Below are 20,666 nucleotides of genomic sequence, written 5' to 3'. Positions count from 1 at the left end.
TCTCCGCTATGCTATATTGTAGGCTTAAAATTTTATAATTATTTTTCCCTTGTTATCGTCCTGCGGCGGTATGATCGGCCCTGATTGCCCGCCTGTGCTCCCTTCACCTGGAGTCGTGAGGGTGTTTTTCAACACATCATTCGTAACATCAGTCCCACCGGTGCCTTCTCCACCCGGAGTATTTGTAACGCCTGTGTCTCCCGTTGTTCCTCCTCCATTTGTATCTGATGGCGGTGTTGTATCGTTAGGTGGCAAATCAGTTCCCGAAGTAGAATCAGTATCTCCGGTTCCTGTACCAACTATGTCAACCTGACCTTCTGTCCCTCCCCCTCCCTGCTCTCCTGTTCCTGCTGTTTCGCCGCCTTCAGCTTCGCCCCCTGCTCCCCTGAAAGCACTCCTTGCGCGCTGGCTTATCGTATTGTCTGCTGAAATGTTTGTATCTCTGAATAGTTTGTTTAAATCTTCAAGGCTTACCGGAGACGGCTGCAATGGCGCTGCACCTGCTTCGACAAGGGTCCAGAAATTCTCTGAAACAGAAACTTTCACGCCCGGGATCTCTATGTTTTCAACTTCAACTTCCCCCTCTACTACAAACACCTTAGATATTTTCGGAGTCTCAACCCACACGAAAAACTGTGTTCCGCGGACAGCTGCAAGTGCTGTCGGAGTCTTTACCTCATATTCTGATTTCTCACCGCTTATCTTTCCTGCAAGAACCCTTATCTTTCCGGTGACAAGCTGATATACGGATTTGTTTGTCTTAGTTTGTGCATCCTTTGTCTGCTCTACCACCTCGACGCGGGAATTCTCTGATATGTTCATCAGACTTTCATCCTGAAAGAGTATCTTTGCCTTGGAGCCTGCGCTTGTCTCGATAACATCTTTCTCATAGACCCTGCTTCTCGCTTTCAGGGTATCAGGCTGTTCCTTACCAATATGCTTTACTGTGACAGTCCCCTGTACGGAAATCGCTGTTCCAACTATTACAGGGGCAACAGGTGATGCAGGCGCATCCGCAGCGGCAGCAAAATACACACCGTTAAACACCGTGATCAGTAATAGTATGACAATTTGATATGTTGTTATTTTTATTTTCGTTTTCATTATATAACTCCCAGTTAATTAATTTATGGAGTAATCTCTATTAAACAATTTAAAAGCGTGCAGTGAAATTAAAAGAAGTTATTTCCCTGTCATAGTCATAGAGCTCCAGCGAAGAGTCATCCCGTATTTTGTTGAATTTTACTGATACGCTGAAATTCTTATTCAATTCCTTTATAAGACCCACTGACCAGTCATATTCTTTGTCACGCCTTCTCTGATTAAATATCGAGTTTATGTGTTCATAGATCTTTCTCTCGTATTGAAAACTTCCTTCACCTTTCATTTTATATGGGAGAGGTACGAGGAATGATGCGCCGATAGTGTTACCATTGTAATCCCAGTCGCTTCCGCGCGCATTGTCCTTATCCATTGAATACGAGAGGTTTATATAACCATTGTTATCCATGAAAAAGAGATATTGAGACAAACCCCATGCAAAATTCTGGGCATCGCGGTTGAATGAGATATTCCCCTGATCTTGTAAATAATCCTTGTTCTGATATCTGAAATAACCCTGGATAATGGAATTCTTTGAAAAAGTAAAAGTGAATCCCGGAATAATAGAGTGCGAATCAAGGTATCTTGTCCATTCAAGGTCATAGTGATTAAAGCTGTAAAGAAGGTTGAGCCTTAAAGGTTGTACGGGTTTATATGAGAAGTTTGCCGCAACCTGGTTGCCGGTTATGTTATAATGACGCAACTGCCTGTAAATAGACTGATAGAATGAATAACGTCCTGACACCTGAAATTCATCAGTATTAACTACCTTATATTCGCCCCCAAGGTAGAAGACACCTCTCCAATCCCCCTTCCCAGATATCTTCACTCCTGATATAGAATCCGATGGCTGGAGGGTAACATTGTTATCATATTCCCAGCTTACATTTCCAAAGAGAGACCAGGGCTTCTTCGCCTTTTCTCTTTCATCTGCGGCATCGATAAATTTGGCTGAAGTCTCGGCAAGCTTTGTGCCCGGACTTTTATCGATGACAAACTGAAAATATGGCTTTGAATCAACATACTTCTGAAGTTTGAAATAAGAAGCTCCAATATAATACTTCGAAGACATTTCCAGCGATTTATCAAGCTCGATTGATTTCTCAAATGTTGGTATCGCTTCTTTGAAATTCTCCTGCCTGAACTGTATTACGCCTTTATAATAAACTATTTTCCCGTTATCAGGGAGTGCCTTTCCTGCCGCTTCCAGTTCCTCTGAAGCTTCTTTGTACTCGCCGAGGTTTAAATGAGCAACACCAAGATGATAAAGGATCTCAGGCTTTTCCGGTGAAATGGCAAGGGCTTTTTTCAACGCATCAGCAGCTTCTTCATATTCTTTAAGCGCAATATAAGTCTCGCCAAGCTTTACCAGCATGTCCATATTCTTCGGATCCCCTTCAAGCCCCTTTTCAATATGAATTGCCGCTTTTGCAAAATCGCTCTCATCAAATGCAAGCAGACCCTTTGAGAATTCAATTTCAGATTCATTAGCAGCGAATGACAGGCTTGGAAGGATCAGGATTCCGGTTAATAACATCAAACAAAAACAAAACAATTCAGACCGCATTGCTTTATGCACCTTATGCCATAACATCATTATCATGCCTCCGAAAGGGAAATTATAAAGAATACATTTTATTAGGTTATTTTTATTCAATTTATCAGAGTGTTTTATTTTATGTCAAGATGTTATAGGTTATTAATTTTAAATTGCATTTGCCGTAAGTTGCGACACAATATCTGTTGAATTATTGGATTTTTAAATTTATAGGTAATATAAAGAAGTTCATTGAATACATTATATTTAATTTAATGACATACTGACATGCAAAGCTCTATAAAAAAGTTCTTTTATTTTATATTTTTCTTTCTATTTATTCTTCTAAACATCACTCCTCTTGAAGCCAGCGAGTATTATCAGTTCGTTCTAAGATGGCCTTCACAGTTCTGGTATTTCAGCTATGTTCAGGGTATTGCTACGGACTCATCAGAGAACGTCTTTGTCGTTGACAGGGATGGAAGCACTATAATCAGGTTTGATTCAGACGGGAATTTCATTACCTCATGGGGTTCCTATGGCACAAGCGACGGACAGTTCAAGCTCCCCTCCGCAGCGGCGGTTGATTCATCAGGGTATGTCTATATAGCAGACACAGGGAATAACCGTATCCAGAAATTCGATTCCAACGGCAACTTCATTAAGAAATGGGGAACCGCCGGAACAGGAGATGGGCAATTTAACAACCCTCAGGGGGTGGCAGTAGATACATCGGGGTATGTTTATGTGGCTGACACAGACAACAACCGCATCCAGCAGTTCACTTCATCAGGAACATTTTTGGGAAAGACTGGAACTTCAGGTTCAGGTGATGGACAGTTCAACAAACCTCAGGCAATTGCAGTTGATTCCTCAGGAAACAGTTACATAGCTGACACAGGCAATAACAGGATTCAGAAACTTGATTCAGTCGGCAATTATGCAAGCCAATGGGGAACAAGTGGCACAGGGGACAGCCAGTTTGATTCTCCTCAATCCATATCAGTGGACTCCTCCAATAATGTTTATGTAGCTGACACAGACAACAGCCGTATTCAGAAATTTGACTCAAGCGGAGTTTTTATTTCCAAGTTCGGAACAAATGGCTCAGGTGATGGCGAGTTCATAAACACCAATGCTGTGGCAGTTGCAGGCACAGGGAACATCTATGTGGCTTCCGGCGGTTCAACCTCAGCATTTACATGGAGCCATAAAATTCAAAAATTCGATTCAAACGGAATTCTCACTGCAAAATGGGCAGCAACAGGAGAAGATGACGGGCAGTTTCAGGAGCCAAAAGGAATAACTACCGATGGCAACGGGAATATATACGTCGCTGATACACGGAACAATCGTGTAGAGAAATTTACATCAGCCGGAGTCTTTGATTCAAAGTTTGGCAGTTCCGGGTCAGGCGACGGTGAGTTCACACAGCCACAGGGTATAGCAGTCGACTCTAGCGGCAATATTTATGTGGCTGACACAAACAACCATCGTATAGAAAAATTTGATTCAGCCGGTACCTTTCTTATAAAGTTCGGGACATACGGCTCTGAGAACGGACAGTTGAGCTATCCCGGAGCACTTGCAGCAGACAGCTCTGGGAATATTTATGTAGCAGATACATACAATCACCGAGTCCAGAAATTTGACTCCAGTGGTACTTATCTTTCAAAAATTGGAAGCGCGGGAACAGGCAACAGCCAATTTTCTTATCCTCAGGGAATTGCAATTGACTCATCAGGTAATATCTATGTAGCAGACACAGGCAATAACCGGATAGAAAAATTCAATTCATCAGGAACTTATCTTGGCAAATGGGGAAGTAATGGAACAAGCACCGGGAAATTCAGCTCTCCTATAGGACTCTCAGTTGATGCATCGGGTTATATTTATGTCGCAGACACTTCGAACCACCGCATCCAGAAATTTGATAAGAACGGTAATTCTATCTCTACAGCTACAGTTGGAAGTTATGGATTTGGCGACGGGGAGCTTTACTATCCTTACGGAGTCACTGTTGATTCTGCCAAGAATACTTATGTAGCAGATACATACAACCACAGGATACAGAAGTTCGAGCGCGTGCCTTATGGTCTCCTTGTTGCAGACCTTATAACTGAGATTGACGCATCTGCTAGCTCAGTAATGATTGATGATGTACTAACATATACTGTCTCTGTCGCCAACATTGGCCCTGACCCAGCAACAGAAGTAAGCTTCACCGATAACCTTCCGGTCACGATCACACTCGGAACCGTAAGCTCTGATAAAGGTACATGCAGCGCTGATGGAGTAAATGTGACATGCGACCTTGCAACGCTTGAAAGCGGTGAAGAAGCAGCAATTACAATTACTATTTCAACAACTGAAAAAGGAAAACTCCTTAACACTGTAACAGCATTCTCAGCAGAATCTGATCCTGATATTTCAAACAACACAGCCACAGTACAGACAACCGTAGATCCTGATCCGGTAACTCTTACCATTTCTACAGAAGGTGCAGGAAGCGGAACCGTCACAAGCTCTGATTCAGTGATAACCTGCGGTGAAACCTGTTCGCATGTTTACACGCAGACGGTCGTTATTACTCTTACGGCAACGCCTGAAGCAGACTCAAAGTTTGCAGGCTGGAGCGGAGATGTAACTGGCGAAGACGAAATCATATCAGTGACAATGGACTCTGATACAACCTGTACAGCAACATTTATTGAGAAAGACACTATAGGAGTCATTACAGTTACAACGAATATCATAACATCTACTTTCAGCATTACAGGCCCCGCTGATTATGAAGGCTCCGGTGAGCTATGGTCGCAGCAGGATGCCCCTTCAGGTAATTACACCATTACCTACGGACAGGTCGAAGGATATAAAAAGCCCCCTTCCGAGGGGAAGACACTTGAACCTGAAGGAAACATAACCTTCAGCGGATCATACGTCAAACTCGACAGCTCGGCTCCGGACATCCGTGTAAAAAACATAAGATATCCTCTTGCCTTAAAAAAAGGGAAAACATTCAAGTTATCAACACAGGGAAAGAACATCGGTGGTCAGGATGCCTCTGCTTTTACAGTGAGGCTTTATTATTCGTCCAATAACAGCGGCTCTTTTGACGGAGACATATTGATTAAAGAAAAAGTATTATCAGGCCTCGCAACTGATACACAAAAAACTGTTACTTATAACTGGAAAGTCCCAAAATCTTTAGCAAAAGGGAAATATTATCTGAAGGTTTTCTGGGACGCAGACAATTCAGTGAACGAGTATAACGAAGGAAATAACATCGCAGTGACATCTAAAAGGGTCACCGTGAAATAGCACCTCTCTCACGTCCTGTTTGACAATGCAGTGCAAGTCGAAATATGATTGAGTCATGTCAGCAAAAAAAATAGGCATTATAAGCACTGCCCTTATATTTATCATCCTTCTTGCCTTCCATGGTCCCAAGGGAGAGATTTCAGTTCTCGAAAAACTGGAACTTATGAGCCTTGACTATCGCTTTCTCTTAAGCGGTATACAAAATCCCGGAGACAATGTAGTAATAGTAGCTATAGATGACAGATCGATTGAACAAGTGGGACGATGGCCCTGGGACAGAAAGCAAGTTGCAAAGGTCGTAGATATATTGAGCAAGGGAGGGGCAAAGACAATAGGACTTGATATAATCTTCAGCGAGTCTCAGGTTTCCTCTGAAAAAGCAGTCCTAAGTGATGTTCTAAATAAAATTGAGAAAGACAAAAACGGAGATAACCTCACGGCACTGAAAGGTGAAATTGAAAACGCCATAAAAGCTTTTGACAGTGACGTGATTCTCGCAGAGAGTTTCAGAAATGCGGGAAACACCGTGATAGCATTGTCAATGAGTGCGCAAGATTCGCAACGTAGCGAAAACCAACGCAAACCCTCTGATGACCTTTTGGAGAACCTAAAAAGATTTGCCTATTTCCTTGAAAGCGATTTGGCAGGGCTAAAAGAAGAACTAAAACCCATAACTGCCGGGCAGGCTTTAATTCCGCTCAATATATTTTTAGACGCAACGGCATCAGCAGGTAATGCAGAAGCTGTGAGCACTGACATAGATGGTGTGGTAAGGAAAGAGTGGATGATTGAAAAATATGGCGATTCATATTATCCGCCTCTTTCATTTGAAGTTGCCCGGCTCTATATGAATATTCCTTTTGAAAATATAAAAATAAATTTTGGCAACGGCATTGAAACCGGGAAATTTTTAATCCCAACAGATGAGAGGGGAAGTTATCTTATAAATTATTACGGACCACAGAATACATTCCGCTATTACTCATGCTCAGATATCCTTGAAGGAAAGATATCCCCTTCCCTTCTTAAAGGCAGGGCAGTTCTGATTGGTTACGCAGCAACCGGATTAGGAGACAAGTGGGTCACTCCCTACGGTATTATGTTCGGTGTTGAAAAACAGGCAACGCTTGTAAAAAATTTCATAGACCAGAGGTTCCTTTATCATCCGAAGCTTTCTTTCATCTACGATATCTTTGCAGTATTGATAATAGGGACAATGCTTTCTTTTGTCCTTCCAAAGATGGCGCCAATGAAAAGCACTTTTTTTGCGGCGGCAATGCTGGCGCTTGTGATTGCAACAGGGATAATTCTTTTTATTTCACAAAGCCTCTGGGTAAATATGGTGTTCCCAATGCTCACCGTATTCGTTCTTTATATCTCCATCACCTCTTACCGCTTTCTCACAGAAGAACGTGAGAAGAGAAAAATCAAGGGAGCTTTCCAGCAGTATTTAAGCCCGTCTGTTGTAAATGCCATCACAAAAGACCCCTCTAAGCTTAAACTGGGGGGCGAAGAAAAAACGCTCTCCATATTATTTTCAGACATAAGAGGATTTACCACTCTCTCAGAATCTCTTACTCCTGCACAACTTGTCCAGCTTCTCAATGAATACTTCAGTGAAATGACGGATGTAATAACAGAGGTGAACAGCGGGACACTGGATAAATTCATAGGAGACGCAATTATGGCTTTCTGGGGGGCGCCTGTTGAAATGAAAGACCATGCCCTTAAATCCAGCCTTTCAGCGCTTGGAATGATTGAGAAACTCCATAAGCTCAGGGTAAAATGGGACGCCGAAGGAAAGCCTCCTGTCAACATCGGCATAGGGATAAACACAGGGGATGTCGTTGTCGGCAACATGGGCTCAGACAGGCGATTCGACTATACGGTCATGGGTGACGCGGTAAATCTTGCATCGCGCCTTGAAGGACTTAACAAAACATACGGGACAAACATTATAATAAGTGAGTTTACAAAGAGCGAGCTTCCAGATAAGCTCATCACAAGGGAAATAGACCTTGTGAGAGTAAAAGGAAAATTGAAACCTGTAAAAATCTACGAACTTATGGGAGAAAGCGACGACGATTCAAAACTTATTACTAAGGCCAAGATGTTTGAGGAAGGAATCAATTTATACAGAAACAGGCAGTGGCAGGAAGCAGCAAATAAATTCAAAGAAATAAAAAAACAATTCAGTGATGATGGTCCGTCATCGGTTTATATAGAGCGCTGTACAGCTTACATGCAATCCCCTCCTCCCGACGACTGGGACGGCGTATTCGTGATGAAGACAAAATAGAGCCATAAACTGTAGGGTCTGCTCCATTAGCAGGTAAAACAGAGCAGACCATTTTTCAGGGAATTAATATTGCTAAGTGTTAATAATACAGAATGTTCAATGAAAATTGACAGAAAAGTTTATCTTATATTTTTAATTTCTTTTTTTATAAGGGCAATTTTTCTTTTATTAACAGACAATACATGCGGAGATCCGGCTGGCAAGATAATAGTTTCACTTGAATGGCTAAAACATCCTTCATTTATTACCTATGGTTTTTCATTCCCATTCTTCCATTACCTTATATCGCTTATAATTTATCTTTTTGATTCTCCAATGATTTCAACAAGGATTTTAAGTCTTGTTATTGGTTCCTTAACAATATTCCCATTCTACTCACTTGTTTGCATTCTCTTTGATAAAAAAACTGCAATTTACAGTTCAATTTTTCTATCATTCCTCTACCATCACATTCTCTACAGCACACAGACTATGAATGATGCGACTTTTCTCTTTCTTGTAATTTCATCAATTTTCTATTTTTTTAAGAACTTAAATCTTGCCCATGGGGAAACAAAACCAGTAATTCTAAGTTCAACCTTTCTGCTTGCAGCGGAGATGACAAGATTCGAAGCATGGATTCTAATACCATTTTTGATATTCTTCATTGCTTCAAAAAAAATATCTCTTAATACTTTTCTCTTTACTGTGATTTCGTTATCCTTCCCTGTTTTCTGGATTACAGGGAATTACATTGGAACCGGAGTCTTTATCCCTCTGGCAAACATAAACATCAATGTTCACGCACAGGAAGGATTTACTATACTGGGAAAGCTCCTCATATATCCCTACATGATCGTAAAAACTATAACCCCTTTGGCAGCCGTATTCGCTTTTATTGGCTTAGTAATGTCATTTGCAAAAAACGTAAACCGCAAACTTATCTTGCTTATATCAGTTGAACTGCTGTTTCTAATATCCACTGTGATAGTCGGGACAAATGCATTCCCAAAACCAAGATATTGTCTTTTGGTTGCAATACTTTTAATCCCATTCTGTATCCAAAGCATTAGAGCTTTCCTGAAAAAAATACCGCGCTCAGCATCTATAGCAACAATCTGTATTTTCGTAGTTTCAATGTTTGCAACATATTCCTACTTTTACCTTTCTGCAAAAGATGAGTTTTTTCCGACCACACCATCCTATGTAACTGAAATCAGCACTCAGTTTAAGTCAATGAAAACCAATCAGGAGAAAGTCTTTATTGACTCATTCAACTGGTGGAACTCAAACATTGCAATTCTCGCTGAAATTGACACTGATCTGCTTGCCAGAGTTTATGCAGAGCCTTATAACGTAATACTTACATCCAGGAAAACTTACAAAAAAAGAGAAGAAGGGATAAAAAAATATTTTAATGAAGAACATCCGGACTATGTTATATATGAGCCGGGAGGTGTGCTTTCAAAATGGACAGGAGTCAATCCTGAAAATACTATCAACAGCCTATCAGATAATAAATTCGAACGAATTTTCACTTCACAAAAATATATAATCCTGAAATCCGTTGGTAAAAAATGATTTGTTTTCCTAGTGCTGGCGAGGCTGTTGTGGAATCGCTTTATAATGTTTGATGCAGAGCTACAAAGGGAAACTCAATCAGTTCTTTTGTATCTTCAAAGATATGCTGAGGCCTGTCACACATTAAAGCATGTGGACGGCTGCAGATATGTTCGAAACAACAATTAGGACAGTGAATAACATCAAGATTCCCGGAGTCCTTACTGCACAATGTATTCTGATTTTTTAGCATCTCATCTCTTTTCATTGGTCTAATCCTTCTTAGTAAATCCTTAACATCATTTATATTTCAGTGTTATGATTTTAAAGATAAACCAACGCTATTTAATAGTGAGTGCCTAAAGTCACAAACACAGATGTTTTTTTTGCCGGCCCATATTTTAAGGACGGTAATGAGTTGAGGTGTTAATTGGACTCTTTCACAGAATCGTATCTACTTTACCGGCCTGTCGCAGCGGATCAGTTCAAGGTCGCGGGCTGTGTCGAATTCGGAATCTTCTCTTATGGTGTGGCAGCGCTTACAGGTGCGTGCCGCCACACATGTTATTTCTCAATCCATTTTCACCATGTTAATAAAGGTGGTTGAAAAAAGCACATATATTATGATAATTATATAATTGTAAATTGGAGGCTCAGAAATGCCAAGAACAAATATGCTTGGAAAAATTGAAAAAGAGGTTGAAAAGCTCTCGCTTAAGGAACAGCTAAAACTGGTTGAAAAACTCACGCATAAGCTGCAAAAAACCGGCATTAGAATCAAAAAGGAACTCGATTGGAAAGGACTTTACGGAATTGGAAAAGGATTATGGAAAGGCGATGATGCCCAGAAATACGTTAACCAAATTAGAGAAGATCGGGCATGACTCTTTCTGATGAACTTGATAAAACCAACACTATCTTCATAGATACAGCCCCAGTTATATATTTCATAGAAGCCCATTATCAGTTTGGCCCGCTCGCCAAAGAAGTCGTTTCAGCTTTTCAGTCAGGAGATTTGATTGCCTTTTCTTCTGTAATAACCCTTACAGAGGTCTTATCAAAACCGGTAGAACAGGGAGATGAAAAACTTACCCGTAAATTTGCAGAATTCCTTAAACATGGAAAAAATCTTACCATGATTGAAATCTCAGAGGTCATTGCCGAAGCCGCAGGCAAATTAAGGGGGAGATATCCTTCCCTCAGAACTATTGATGCTATCCAGATTTCAGCTGCAATTAATTCTGGGGCTGATGCATTTATTACTAATGATGTAAAACTAAAGCAGATAAAAGAAATAAAAGTTATAGTTTTGAAGGATTATTTATAAAGTAGACCATTCCCGCTCCCTGCATAATTTCTTCACTATCTCACAACAATAAGGTATTTCAATAAACTGGATTCCTGTTTGTACAGGAATGACACGGCATTACTTTATTATCGGCCTGTCGCAGCGGATCAGTTCAAGGTCGCGGGCTGTGTCGAACTCGGAATCTTCCCTTATGGTGTGGCAGCGCTTACATGTGCGTGCCGCCGAGCATGACGGGCAGTCGCTTGTAATGCCGTAGATAGTCTTCATCTTCCTGTCATCGTCAGCTTCGATATGGTCTTTGCCTGGGCCATGACATGTCTCGCATCCTACTTCTTTTAATGAAGGCGTATTCTTCTCATCGAGGAAACCGCTTTTCTTCCCGTATCCTGTTGAGTGGCATCTAAGACATCTTGTTGTCATCTCTTCTTTTTTTTCAACGAGAGTCTCAAAACTTTTCGCATGAGGTGTTGAAGCCCATTTTTTGTAAGCGCTTGCATGGCACTTTATGCAGGCGTTGTTTCCAACATAATCTACATCTCCTTTTACATTGGGCTTTGAAGGAAGGAGTACGACATTATCATTTGACTTAACTTCAGGCAAAGGCTGTGCAGGTGGCTTGTGGCTTACTTCAATGAAATTTCTTTCATAGTTGAACTGAGGGTCATTATCATTGTCGTGACATTCTGTGCAGGTGGCAGAATCAGGCTTCCTGATTATCCGTTCCCTTCTTTTTAATTTCTCGACATGACGCTTATAATCAGGATGACATCTGTTGCATTCTCCCGCCATGCCCTCGACAGTCCCAAGTGTATGACAGGGCGTACAAAGCGAAAGGCTGAAATCCGCGACTTCTATCTTCACCACATGAAGGCTTGCAGGACCGTGGCATGATTCACATTGAACGCCTGCCATTGCAGGAGTCTCATCAAGACTTTTAAATCCGCCGCTTTCTCTGTTTCCTGTCACATGGCAGACAATGCATTTGGTATCATCTTCTTTTCCCCTTGAAGTGAGTGTGAGAAAAGCATTTTGGTGCTTTGTCTCTGAAAAACTCTTTGAAATATCTTCGTGGCACGTGCGGCACTCTTTATTTCCTGTAAACTCGGCACCCTTGTCAAAAAGGGGCTGAAACTGTTTCATCACGAGCCTTGACACAGCAGATGAATTGTCCGCTGACAGAATAATCGCGACAAAAGCAATAAGGAAACAGACGAAAGCCTTGCCTCTGATTTTATAAAACGATTTCTTCAGCATGTAATCTTAACCTCTCTCAAAAAAGACAGAAGCGCATCATCCCAGTTCTTCATCCTCATCCCAGTATCTTTCTCAAACTTTGAACAATCAAGGACTGAATAAGTCGGCCTTGACGCCGTCCTGTTGGATTGAGAAGTCTTTATTGGCAACACTTCTGCTTTAAGTTTTGCCGCATCAAATATTTTCAGTGCAAAATTATACCACGTGCAATCCCCTGATGCTGTCACATTATAAATTCCCCTGCACTTCTTTTGTAATAATTTCGTGACAGCCACAGCAAGCTCGTCAGTCCATGTAGGGGAACCGCGCTGGTCATCTACAACAGATATCGTTCCCTGATTCTTCTGCTTTTCAAGCATCGTGAATACGAAGTTCTTCCCGACCGCTCCATAGAGCCACTCAGTTCTAACGATTATGTACTCGCACCCGCTCTCAATCAACCACCTTTCCCCTTCAAACTTTGACTTGCCGTAAAAGTTAATAGGATTGGGCATATCATCTTCTTTGTAGGGAGATTTCTTCGTGCCGTCAAAAATATAGTCAGTGCTGAAATGAACCATTAAAGAGCCATGTTTCTTTGCTTCTAAGGCAAGGTTCAAAACACCTGCGGAATTTACCGACATAGCCTCATCCCTGTTTGTCTCACATCCATCAACATTAGTATAAGCTGCACAGTTAACCACGACAGCAGGTCTCAATTTCCCGAACATTACAGAGACATTCTCCCTGTCTCTGATATCAAGCTCATGTATGCTGAAACCTTTTACATCGAAGTCTTTGGAAAGCCTTGCTGCAACATCCCTTGAGAGCATTCCTCCGGCACCAACCAGTAAAGCACAACTCATCCGATTATTCCTTTATTTGTAATCAATGACGAGCCAGGCAATTCTCTGAATCTAAAACAAATGAATTACCCAGCAATCCAAATATTAATACAACACTGTCATTCCGCACTTGATGCGGAATCCAGTTTTACCCATTATTTCTGGATCCCCTCTTTCGAGGGGATGACAAAACAAAGAAAATGATAACATTCACCCCAATACAAAGCATCGAGGAATTCTTTTGATTAACTAAAACTGGAGCACTTCCGGCATTATCTGTTTTCATAATGCTTGCGGTAGTAATCGCGGTATTCTCCGCTCTTGATGTTCTCCCACCATTTCGTGTTTGTCTTATACCACCCTATCGTTGCTTCAAGACCCCGCTCAAACTCAACCGACGGCTTCCAGCCGAGCTCTTTTTCTATCTTTGATGAATCTATGGCATATCTCCGGTCGTGTCCAAGTCTGTCTTTGACAAATCTTATAAAGGATTCAGGCTTGCCTATTTTCCTTAAAATCATCTTCACAACGTCAATATTGTTTTTCTCGCATCCGCCGCCTACATTATAGACTTCCCCTTCCCGTCCTTTGAGAAACACTGCCTCAATGGCAGCGCAGTGGTCATCTACATGTATCCAGTCCCTTATGTTCATCCCGTCTCCGTAAACAGGAAGCTCTCTGTCCTCAATGGCATTTGTAATCATCAGAGGGATAAACTTCTCCGGAAACTGGTACGGGCCGTAATTATTGGAACAGCGTGTGATGATTGCAGGGAAACCGTAGGTCTCAAAATAGCTCCTTGCAATCATATCTGCTGAAGCCTTGCTCGCTGAATATGGACTGTTAGGTGAAAGTGGGGTCGTTTCAGTAAAATATCCTTCTTTACCCAGAGAGCCGTAAACCTCATCAGTTGATATCTGTATAAACCTCTTTATCTTTTTTTTCATAGCTTGTTCAAGGAGTGTGTAAGTCCCGAAGATATTGGTTTTTAAAAAAACTGATGGATCTTCAATACTCCTGTCAACATGTGATTCTGCCGCAAAATTTATGATTGCATCAACGCCGTCTAAAAGTGAGGAAACAAGACCAGAATCGTTAATATCTCCTTTAACAAATCTGTAGCGCTTGTCTGTAGAAACATCTTCAAGGTTTTCTATGCAACCCGCATATGTGAGCAAATCAACGTTTATTATATTCCAGTCAGGATGCTTTTTTAGCATCATCCTGATAAAGTTTGAACCAATGAAGCCTGCCCCGCCTGTTACAAGTATATTCATGTCACACATTACCTATTTCAATGTATCTAGTTGATTTTAAACAATATACATACATGCTGTTAATTTATTTTATTCGCTCCTGTTTCTGCAACAAGGTTCGAAGCACGTCTTAGTGATTCGAATGTCCCTGCATCTGTCCACCATCCTTCAAGCAGATCCCATTGCATCTCGCCAAGCTTTATATACGCATTGTTGACATCAGTTATTTCGAGTTCTCCGCGGTCCGAAGGCTTCAGCGTTTTTATAATATCAAATACCTTGCTGTCATACATATATATTCCAGTAACAGCATAATTGGATTTTGGATCCTTCGGTTTTTCTTCAATGCAGACAACCTTGTCGCCTTTTAGCTCAGGAACTCCGAACCTATGAGGGTCAGGAACTTCCTTTAAAAGAATCCTTGCACCCTTCTCCTGTTTTATAAAAGCATCTGCCTGCTGTTTTATATTTTTTTCAATGATATTATCTCCAAGAATTATGCATATCTTCTCTTTGTCAGAGAAATGCTCGGCAAGGGCAAGCGCCTCGGCTATTCCCCCCTCACCTTCCTGGTATGTGTAATTAATATGTTTAAGCCCGAATTCCTTGCCATTCCCGAGAAGCTTCAAGAAATCGCCGGCATTGTTTCCGCCGGTGACAATGAGTATGTCCCTTATACCGGCATTTATAAGCGCAGTTATGGGGTAATATATCATTGGCTTATCGAATACCGGGAGAAGATGTTTGTTGGTAATTTTCGTAAGAGGGCTAAGCCTTGTTCCAAGCCCGCCTCCAAGTATTATACCTTTCATAAGATAAACCCCCTTATTTGGTCAGTTCAAAAAAAATAAACATACATAATATCAGGCAGGCATACAAGGAAAATTTAAGTACAGGAAGCGATTAAAACCCATTTAGTGGAGATGCTCGAATTTGCCATTCCGGGTCCTGAGCTTGACTTCGTTATTCGATAAAATTATCTCTTTACCTTCGTAGCTAAGCAGGCTGTTCCGCTCTATAACCGCGATTATGAGTGATGACAGGGAAGCAAGGAGGGCAATCTCATCTTCTTCTATCCTGTTATTGGTAAAATACTTATCAGCAATAATAGCGCCAAGCATTCCTGATGTCCCGACCAATGGGATGCAGATGAATTCATCAGCGGCTATATGGTCTAATATCTGGTCTGAGACTTTTCCCCTCATCTCCTCTTTGTCCCTCACCACCATCATGTCATTGTTCGAAAGCGAAAGAACATAGGAAACTATAGACCCGCCCTGACCAAGCTTCTGGTCTCTCGTTATCTTCTCATATTCTTTCATGATGTTTTTTATTTTATCCGGATCAACAGACCATGTAAAAATGGTTGAAAGCTTTGTTCTGTCATTATTAAGCATATGCATTGATACGCGTTCAAAGCCTATAAGTTTAAGGATCTTTGCCGCATGTTCCCATATCTTCTCAGGTGTTACAGCAAGGTTCATTTTAGAAACCAGGTTGAAATACTGGATTTCAAAGGGCACATTCTCATTTGTACCGTTTGAATTTCTGTATTTGATAAGCTTAAGGTATTCTTTGTATCCAAGCTTATTAAGAGCCACGTACGCCATACCGGAGAATATCAGCACAATAAACCCGATGTTTCTGGCTGTGGAAAATGATATATAAACCGCCGAAACAGCAAAAATCAATGACACGCAATAAAGGATTATCACAGCTCTTCTATGAGATAACCCCATATCAAGAAGCTTATGGTGAATGTGTTCCTTGTCTGCCTGGAATATGTTGATATTTTTAAGGACCCTTCTGATAATGGAAAGACTTGTATCAAGCACGGGAAGCCCCATCAGCACGATACTCACAAGGATAGTCCCGATAGTAGCGGTTTTCATAGAGCCAGTAATGGAAACCCCGCCAAGGAGGAAACCAAGGGAAAGTGAACCGGTATCGCCAAGAAATATCTTTGCCGGGTTAAAATTATATTTCAAAAATGCTATTGCAGCTCCCCCGATGGCAAAGCATATATAGGACTGAACAAAACAGTCATTGAACAGTGCAACAACTCCAAGGGATAGAAAGGCTATGGAAGAAATCCCTGTAGCCAGTCCGTCAAGACCGTCAATCAGGTTTATTGCATTGGTAAAAGCAAGGAGCCAGAATATGGTAAAAATGAGTGAGAGACCGGAATTCAAAAATGGAATTTCAGCACCAGTATAAGTTTTTAAAAGGTCAAGCCTGATACCTGCATGCCACACTGCCAATGCCACTGCAAACTGGGCAATAAATTTTGTTGAAGCCTTCATGCCGCGGACATCATCAATTATGCCAACAATCATTATCACTAAGGCACCTGCTATAACCGGGATATACTTGTTTTCCTCAAAAGAGGTTATGTTGAAATACCCGATTCCAAAAAGATTCATCAACGCAAGCGAAATTGATGCTGACATGAAAATCGCCAGTCCTCCAAGAAGAGGCATAGGCTTTGAGTGGACAGTCCGGATTCCCGGTTTTCTGAGAATCCCTGTCTGTATAGCAAAAAGCTTTACCGCAGGCGTCAATATCAGACAAAGAAAACCTGAAGTCAAAAAAAGAAATAGTAGGCTTTGATATATTGTATCAATGGTCATTTGTGGAACCTCGTACCCTTTGTATATATTGACTTTTTCTAAAGTGTCAACATAAATTCTGAACAAAGTAATCCTAATAAAGCGTTAATTCTATATTTGACAATATTTTCATACGTAAAATTGATTTGCTTTTTTTATGGATATATTTCATTTTGCACTGATAAATTAATATGTCACAAAACTTTTTTCATTTTTGAACAGGAGGCGCGTTATGAGAGAAATGACAGAGAAGGAAATCAGGAGTTTTATCGCTGAATGGAGATGGGGAATGATTCTGGCAGTTGACGGAAACAAGCCTTATGCAGTCGAGGTATCTTATGCGAGCGATGACAATTATCTTTACTGCGGCTCCAGACCCGGTGGACGCATGGCAAAATGTGTAAAATCAAATTTAAATGTTGCCTTTAAAATCTGCGACTCAGACCCCAATCATATGAAATGGCGCGCGGCCATAGTTGAAGGCAAAGCTGAACGTCTCACCAAAAAGGAAGATATACTTGTCTTCCTCAGGCTTCTATCCAAAAAAATGGGACGTCCTGAAAATGCATTTGATGGAATGGCTGACAGAATTGCTGCAAATTCTGAAGAATCAAACTCCATACGTATCCCGCTAAAGGTAATGAGCGGCAGAACCAACCTGCCATAGAAATTAGAAATGCTGTCATTCCGCACATGATGCGGAATCCATGGTTACTTATTATTTCTGGATCCCCGCTTTCGCGGGGATGACAATAAAAAGAAGCGGAACTACCAATCCATCAATCACCCGCAGCTAATGAGTTAACTTGGTAAGCTTAATATTTTTTACAAAATGCAAGATTTGTGTTTAAGACAAGGAAGCGGACTTCGAGCAAAGCGGAGCATACTTTTCTGTATGTGAGCATTTGCGAGCTGGCCGCTCGCGAAGTATTAAAGCAAATATTGCGTTTTTTAACTTAAAACTTAATGATGTGCTTGATCCCCACCAGCTCCTCCTTCATCTTTATCCCTTCGACAATCTGCTCAGGTTTAAGCTCATGGGTTATAAGGCTTTTAAGATCAAGGCTGCCGTTGCTGACAAGCTCTACAGCCTCTTTCATGTGAACTTTAGAATGACCGGATGAACCTTTTATCTTTATTTCCCTGTAGTGGATTAAATTAAGGTTTATCTCTATTGCTTCCTCGCTCTTGTATCCTGCGAAAATGACAACCTCTCCCCCTTTCCGCAAAAGCTTGATACATTCTTCAAGAGAAGCTCTGTTGTTATTTGCGACGATAACGCAATCAACGCCATCTTCGCCGCAGACGCTCTTTATAAATGGTGCAATATCACCTTCCCTTACATTTAAAACAGCATCTGCTCCAAGTTTCTTTGCTAGTGCGAGCTTCCCACTATCTGTGCCGGCCATAAGAACTTTTTTAAAACCTGATGCCTTTGCAAGCTCCATATGTATGAGTCCGACTGGTCCGTCACCTGCAATAAGAATGCTTTCTCTGAGATTGCTGCTTATCTTGTTTCTTCCGTTTATACATGCTGCCGCAGGCTCGCACGCTGCGGCTTCCGCAAATGAAACATTGTCCGGCAGTTTGATAACGCAACCTGCTGCAACTGCTTCAGCAGGGATGGCCACATATTCTGCAAATCCGCCGTCAAGCTCGTAACCCAATGTTTTTCTTGAAACACAGATATTCGCCTCGCCCCGCCTGCACGCATAACATGTACCGCACGGTATTATCGCCTCAACAACGACACGGTCACCTTCTTTGAGCCCTCCGGTCCCCTCTGAAACACCGGCAACAATGCCTGAGAATTCATGGCCTATGATACGGGGAGGAGTGACCATTTTTCTCCCCCTGAAAATACGGACGTCTGTTCCGCATATTCCGGTAGCCTGAACTTTAAGCAAGAGCCCGCCTTTAGGGAGAGGAGGTTCTTTTACGTCCTCGACAGAAAGGATATTTATTCCTTTAAATACTGCTGCTTTCATCTAAGGGAATTCCTTATCTCTTTTAATATCCTGAAATCGCCTTTGAGGTCAGTATAGAGTTTGTTATAGATGATAAAATAAGAGTCGTATGCCTTTTTCCTTTCCTTCGAAGGCTTGTACTTTTTCCCTGACTTTGCGCTTCTCTTTACAAAAGATGAAGTCTCTTTAGCCTCTCCTGCACCAATTGCAGCCAATGCCGCTGTACCGGTACATTCCGGGTCTTCTATCTTTACAGTGTTAATCTCGCATCCCGTAATGTCAGATATGGTCTGCAGCCACTCAGGATAATTCCCGAATCCTGTCTCGGGAACAACAAGATTTCCTGTCTCAAGTCCTGCTTCAGAGCTCATTATCTCAATGTTGGATCTTACTGCAAAACCACACCCTTCGATTATGGCGCGATAAATATGCTCCCGCCTGTGACCCGGCTCTATTCCAAACAAAACTCCTTTTACATATGGATCCCATATAGGAGAGCGCTCGCCCACGAGATATGGCAGATAAATGAGACCTCCGGAACAGGGATCGATGGAAGCTGTTCCTCCGGCTCCGTTTTTACTCCCCACGGCATCGTTAAACCAGTTGTAAGATGTCCCTATCCCGTCCATGCATGCTATTGACAGGAATTTTTTGGAACCGCACTCAATATTCGTAAAATCACTTTTCAATACACCACGAGCTATAACTGTCTTGCAAAGCCTTGCCACTGTCCCGAGGATAAGAGACGTGTCATTGTGTTTTATTTTATCCAGCCCCACAACGGCTGAATATGTATCCATAGCGCCCGCTACTACGGGGATTCCTTCCGGCAGTCCTGTTTCCTTAGATGCTGACTTGGTAACTGTTCCAATCACATCGGAAGAAGAAAATATTGGAGGCAGCTTCTCAGGTTTTACAGAAAAGAAATTCAGCAGTTCGGTGGACCATACTTTTTTCTGCATATCATAAAATAATGTGGTTGCTGCCCTCGTATAATCTATTGAAAACTTCCCGGTGAGGTTTGAAGCGATATAACCTGAAGGATAAAGGAACGAAGCTGCCTTCTTATAAACATCCTTTGCATTCTCCTTAAGCCAGACTATGGTCGGAAGCGCATAGGAGCCTGCGGCAAGGCGGTTCCCGGTGATCTCGAAAAGCTCCTCGTCGTTCAGCTTTTTTGAATAAAATCCAACCAGCTCAGTGGTCCTCTTGTCGAACTGCATTATGGCATTGCCCACAGGCTTACCTTCTTCATTTACAGGGACGATGCCGTTCGTACAGGAAACACCGACAGCAATGATATTCGACGGAGCTCCTTTTGTCTTTTTAATAAGTTCCTTTATATTCCTGATTGTAGGCTTCCACCAGTCTTCCACCGCATCTGCCTCAACTCTTCCGTTCTGAGAGAACTTGATGGAATATGATGTTGAAGCAAAACCTGCCGGCTCACCATTTGTTTTAAAAAGCGCAGCCTTGCATCTTGAAGTTCCAACGTCGATCGAGAGGATGAGACCATTCTTCTTTGGCACTATCTTTTCCTCCAAATAATAACTGTTAATTATGATTATAACGCTTCATTAGCCTGTAATTTTTATCTACTACCTCGTCACTGCGAGGCTTGTCCTGAGCAAAGCGAAGGAACCCGAAGCA

Annotated in this window: 16 protein-coding genes; 7 read left to right on the top strand and 9 right to left on the bottom strand. The window is 41.7% G+C overall.

Annotated features, from left to right (window positions below; genetic code table 11):
* Positions 1–24: 24 nt before the first annotated feature.
* Positions 25–1,104 (bottom strand): FecR domain-containing protein, encoded by a 1,080-nt coding sequence (locus HZA77_14895; GenBank protein MBI5376718.1) that lies wholly within the window; start codon positions 1,102–1,104, stop codon positions 25–27.
* A gap of 49 nt (positions 1,105–1,153) precedes the next feature.
* The gene (locus tag HZA77_14890) at positions 1,154–2,698 is read right to left on the bottom strand and encodes a tetratricopeptide repeat protein (protein MBI5376717.1); all 1,545 of its coding nucleotides are present in this window, start codon (positions 2,696–2,698) and stop codon (positions 1,154–1,156) included.
* A 228-nt stretch (positions 2,699–2,926) separates the two neighbouring features.
* Between HZA77_14890 and HZA77_14885 the strand changes: the two genes are divergently transcribed.
* From HZA77_14885 to HZA77_14860, 6 genes are all read left to right on the top strand, one after another.
* Positions 2,927–5,959 carry an SMP-30/gluconolactonase/LRE family protein gene (locus HZA77_14885; GenBank protein ID MBI5376716.1) on the top strand — a complete coding sequence of 1,011 codons (3,033 nt, stop codon included), beginning with the start codon at positions 2,927–2,929 and terminating at the stop codon, positions 5,957–5,959.
* 55 nt (positions 5,960–6,014) lie between these two features.
* Complete coding sequence (locus HZA77_14880) at positions 6,015–8,258, top strand: adenylate/guanylate cyclase domain-containing protein (protein MBI5376715.1); 2,244 nt, start codon at positions 6,015–6,017, stop codon at positions 8,256–8,258.
* Between the two features lie 99 nt (positions 8,259–8,357).
* Positions 8,358–9,818: a glycosyltransferase family 39 protein gene (locus tag HZA77_14875; protein ID MBI5376714.1), complete on the top strand. Its 1,461-nt coding sequence runs from the start codon at positions 8,358–8,360 to the stop codon at positions 9,816–9,818.
* A gap of 409 nt (positions 9,819–10,227) precedes the next feature.
* A complete protein-coding gene (locus HZA77_14870; GenBank protein MBI5376713.1) occupies positions 10,228–10,404 on the top strand; it encodes a hypothetical protein in 177 nt (58 codons plus the stop codon).
* A gap of 52 nt (positions 10,405–10,456) precedes the next feature.
* Positions 10,457–10,681 (top strand): hypothetical protein, encoded by a 225-nt coding sequence (locus HZA77_14865; GenBank protein ID MBI5376712.1) that lies wholly within the window; start codon positions 10,457–10,459, stop codon positions 10,679–10,681.
* Entirely contained in the window at positions 10,678–11,124 is a 447-nt protein-coding gene (locus HZA77_14860) for a type II toxin-antitoxin system VapC family toxin (GenBank protein MBI5376711.1), read from the top strand. The genes HZA77_14865 and HZA77_14860 overlap by 4 nt, the downstream gene beginning before the upstream one ends.
* A 99-nt stretch (positions 11,125–11,223) precedes the next feature.
* Here the strand turns inward: HZA77_14860 and HZA77_14855 are convergent, their stop codons facing one another.
* The 5 genes from HZA77_14855 to HZA77_14835 form a co-directional block, all read right to left on the bottom strand.
* Positions 11,224–12,360, bottom strand: a complete 1,137-nt coding sequence (locus HZA77_14855) for a hypothetical protein (protein ID MBI5376710.1) — start codon at positions 12,358–12,360, stop codon at positions 11,224–11,226.
* Positions 12,354–13,205: a dTDP-4-dehydrorhamnose reductase gene (gene rfbD / locus HZA77_14850; GenBank protein ID MBI5376709.1), complete on the bottom strand. Its 852-nt coding sequence runs from the start codon at positions 13,203–13,205 to the stop codon at positions 12,354–12,356. Before rfbD ends, HZA77_14855 begins: the two co-directional genes overlap by 7 nt.
* A 251-nt stretch (positions 13,206–13,456) precedes the next feature.
* Positions 13,457–14,461, bottom strand: a complete 1,005-nt coding sequence (gene rfbB / locus HZA77_14845; GenBank protein ID MBI5376708.1) for a dTDP-glucose 4,6-dehydratase — start codon at positions 14,459–14,461, stop codon at positions 13,457–13,459.
* A gap of 59 nt (positions 14,462–14,520) precedes the next feature.
* Positions 14,521–15,252 (bottom strand): NTP transferase domain-containing protein, encoded by a 732-nt coding sequence (locus HZA77_14840; GenBank protein ID MBI5376707.1) that lies wholly within the window; start codon positions 15,250–15,252, stop codon positions 14,521–14,523.
* A 102-nt stretch (positions 15,253–15,354) separates the two neighbouring features.
* Entirely contained in the window at positions 15,355–17,070 is a 1,716-nt protein-coding gene (locus HZA77_14835) for an undecaprenyl/decaprenyl-phosphate alpha-N-acetylglucosaminyl 1-phosphate transferase (GenBank protein ID MBI5376706.1), read from the bottom strand.
* 211 nt (positions 17,071–17,281) lie between these two features.
* Here HZA77_14835 and HZA77_14830 point away from each other — a divergent pair, with 211 nt between their 5' ends.
* Positions 17,282–17,716: a pyridoxamine 5'-phosphate oxidase family protein gene (locus HZA77_14830; protein ID MBI5376705.1), complete on the top strand. Its 435-nt coding sequence runs from the start codon at positions 17,282–17,284 to the stop codon at positions 17,714–17,716.
* A 289-nt stretch (positions 17,717–18,005) separates the two neighbouring features.
* On the opposite strand, the gene HZA77_14825 is transcribed toward HZA77_14830, so the two are convergent.
* Together HZA77_14825 and HZA77_14820 are read right to left on the bottom strand one after the other, a co-directional pair.
* Positions 18,006–19,037 (bottom strand): alcohol dehydrogenase catalytic domain-containing protein, encoded by a 1,032-nt coding sequence (locus tag HZA77_14825; GenBank protein MBI5376704.1) that lies wholly within the window; start codon positions 19,035–19,037, stop codon positions 18,006–18,008.
* Positions 19,034–20,545, bottom strand: coding sequence for a hypothetical protein (locus tag HZA77_14820; protein MBI5376703.1), 1,512 nt, complete (start codon positions 20,543–20,545; stop codon positions 19,034–19,036). The genes HZA77_14825 and HZA77_14820 overlap by 4 nt, the downstream gene beginning before the upstream one ends.
* Positions 20,546–20,666: the final 121 nt, after the last annotated feature.

The sequence above is a fragment of the Candidatus Schekmanbacteria bacterium genome, assembly GCA_016219965.1.
Taxonomy (GTDB): domain Bacteria; phylum Schekmanbacteria; class GWA2-38-11; order GWA2-38-11; family J061; genus JACRJM01.
This window is presented reverse-complemented; position numbering and strand designations above follow the sequence as displayed.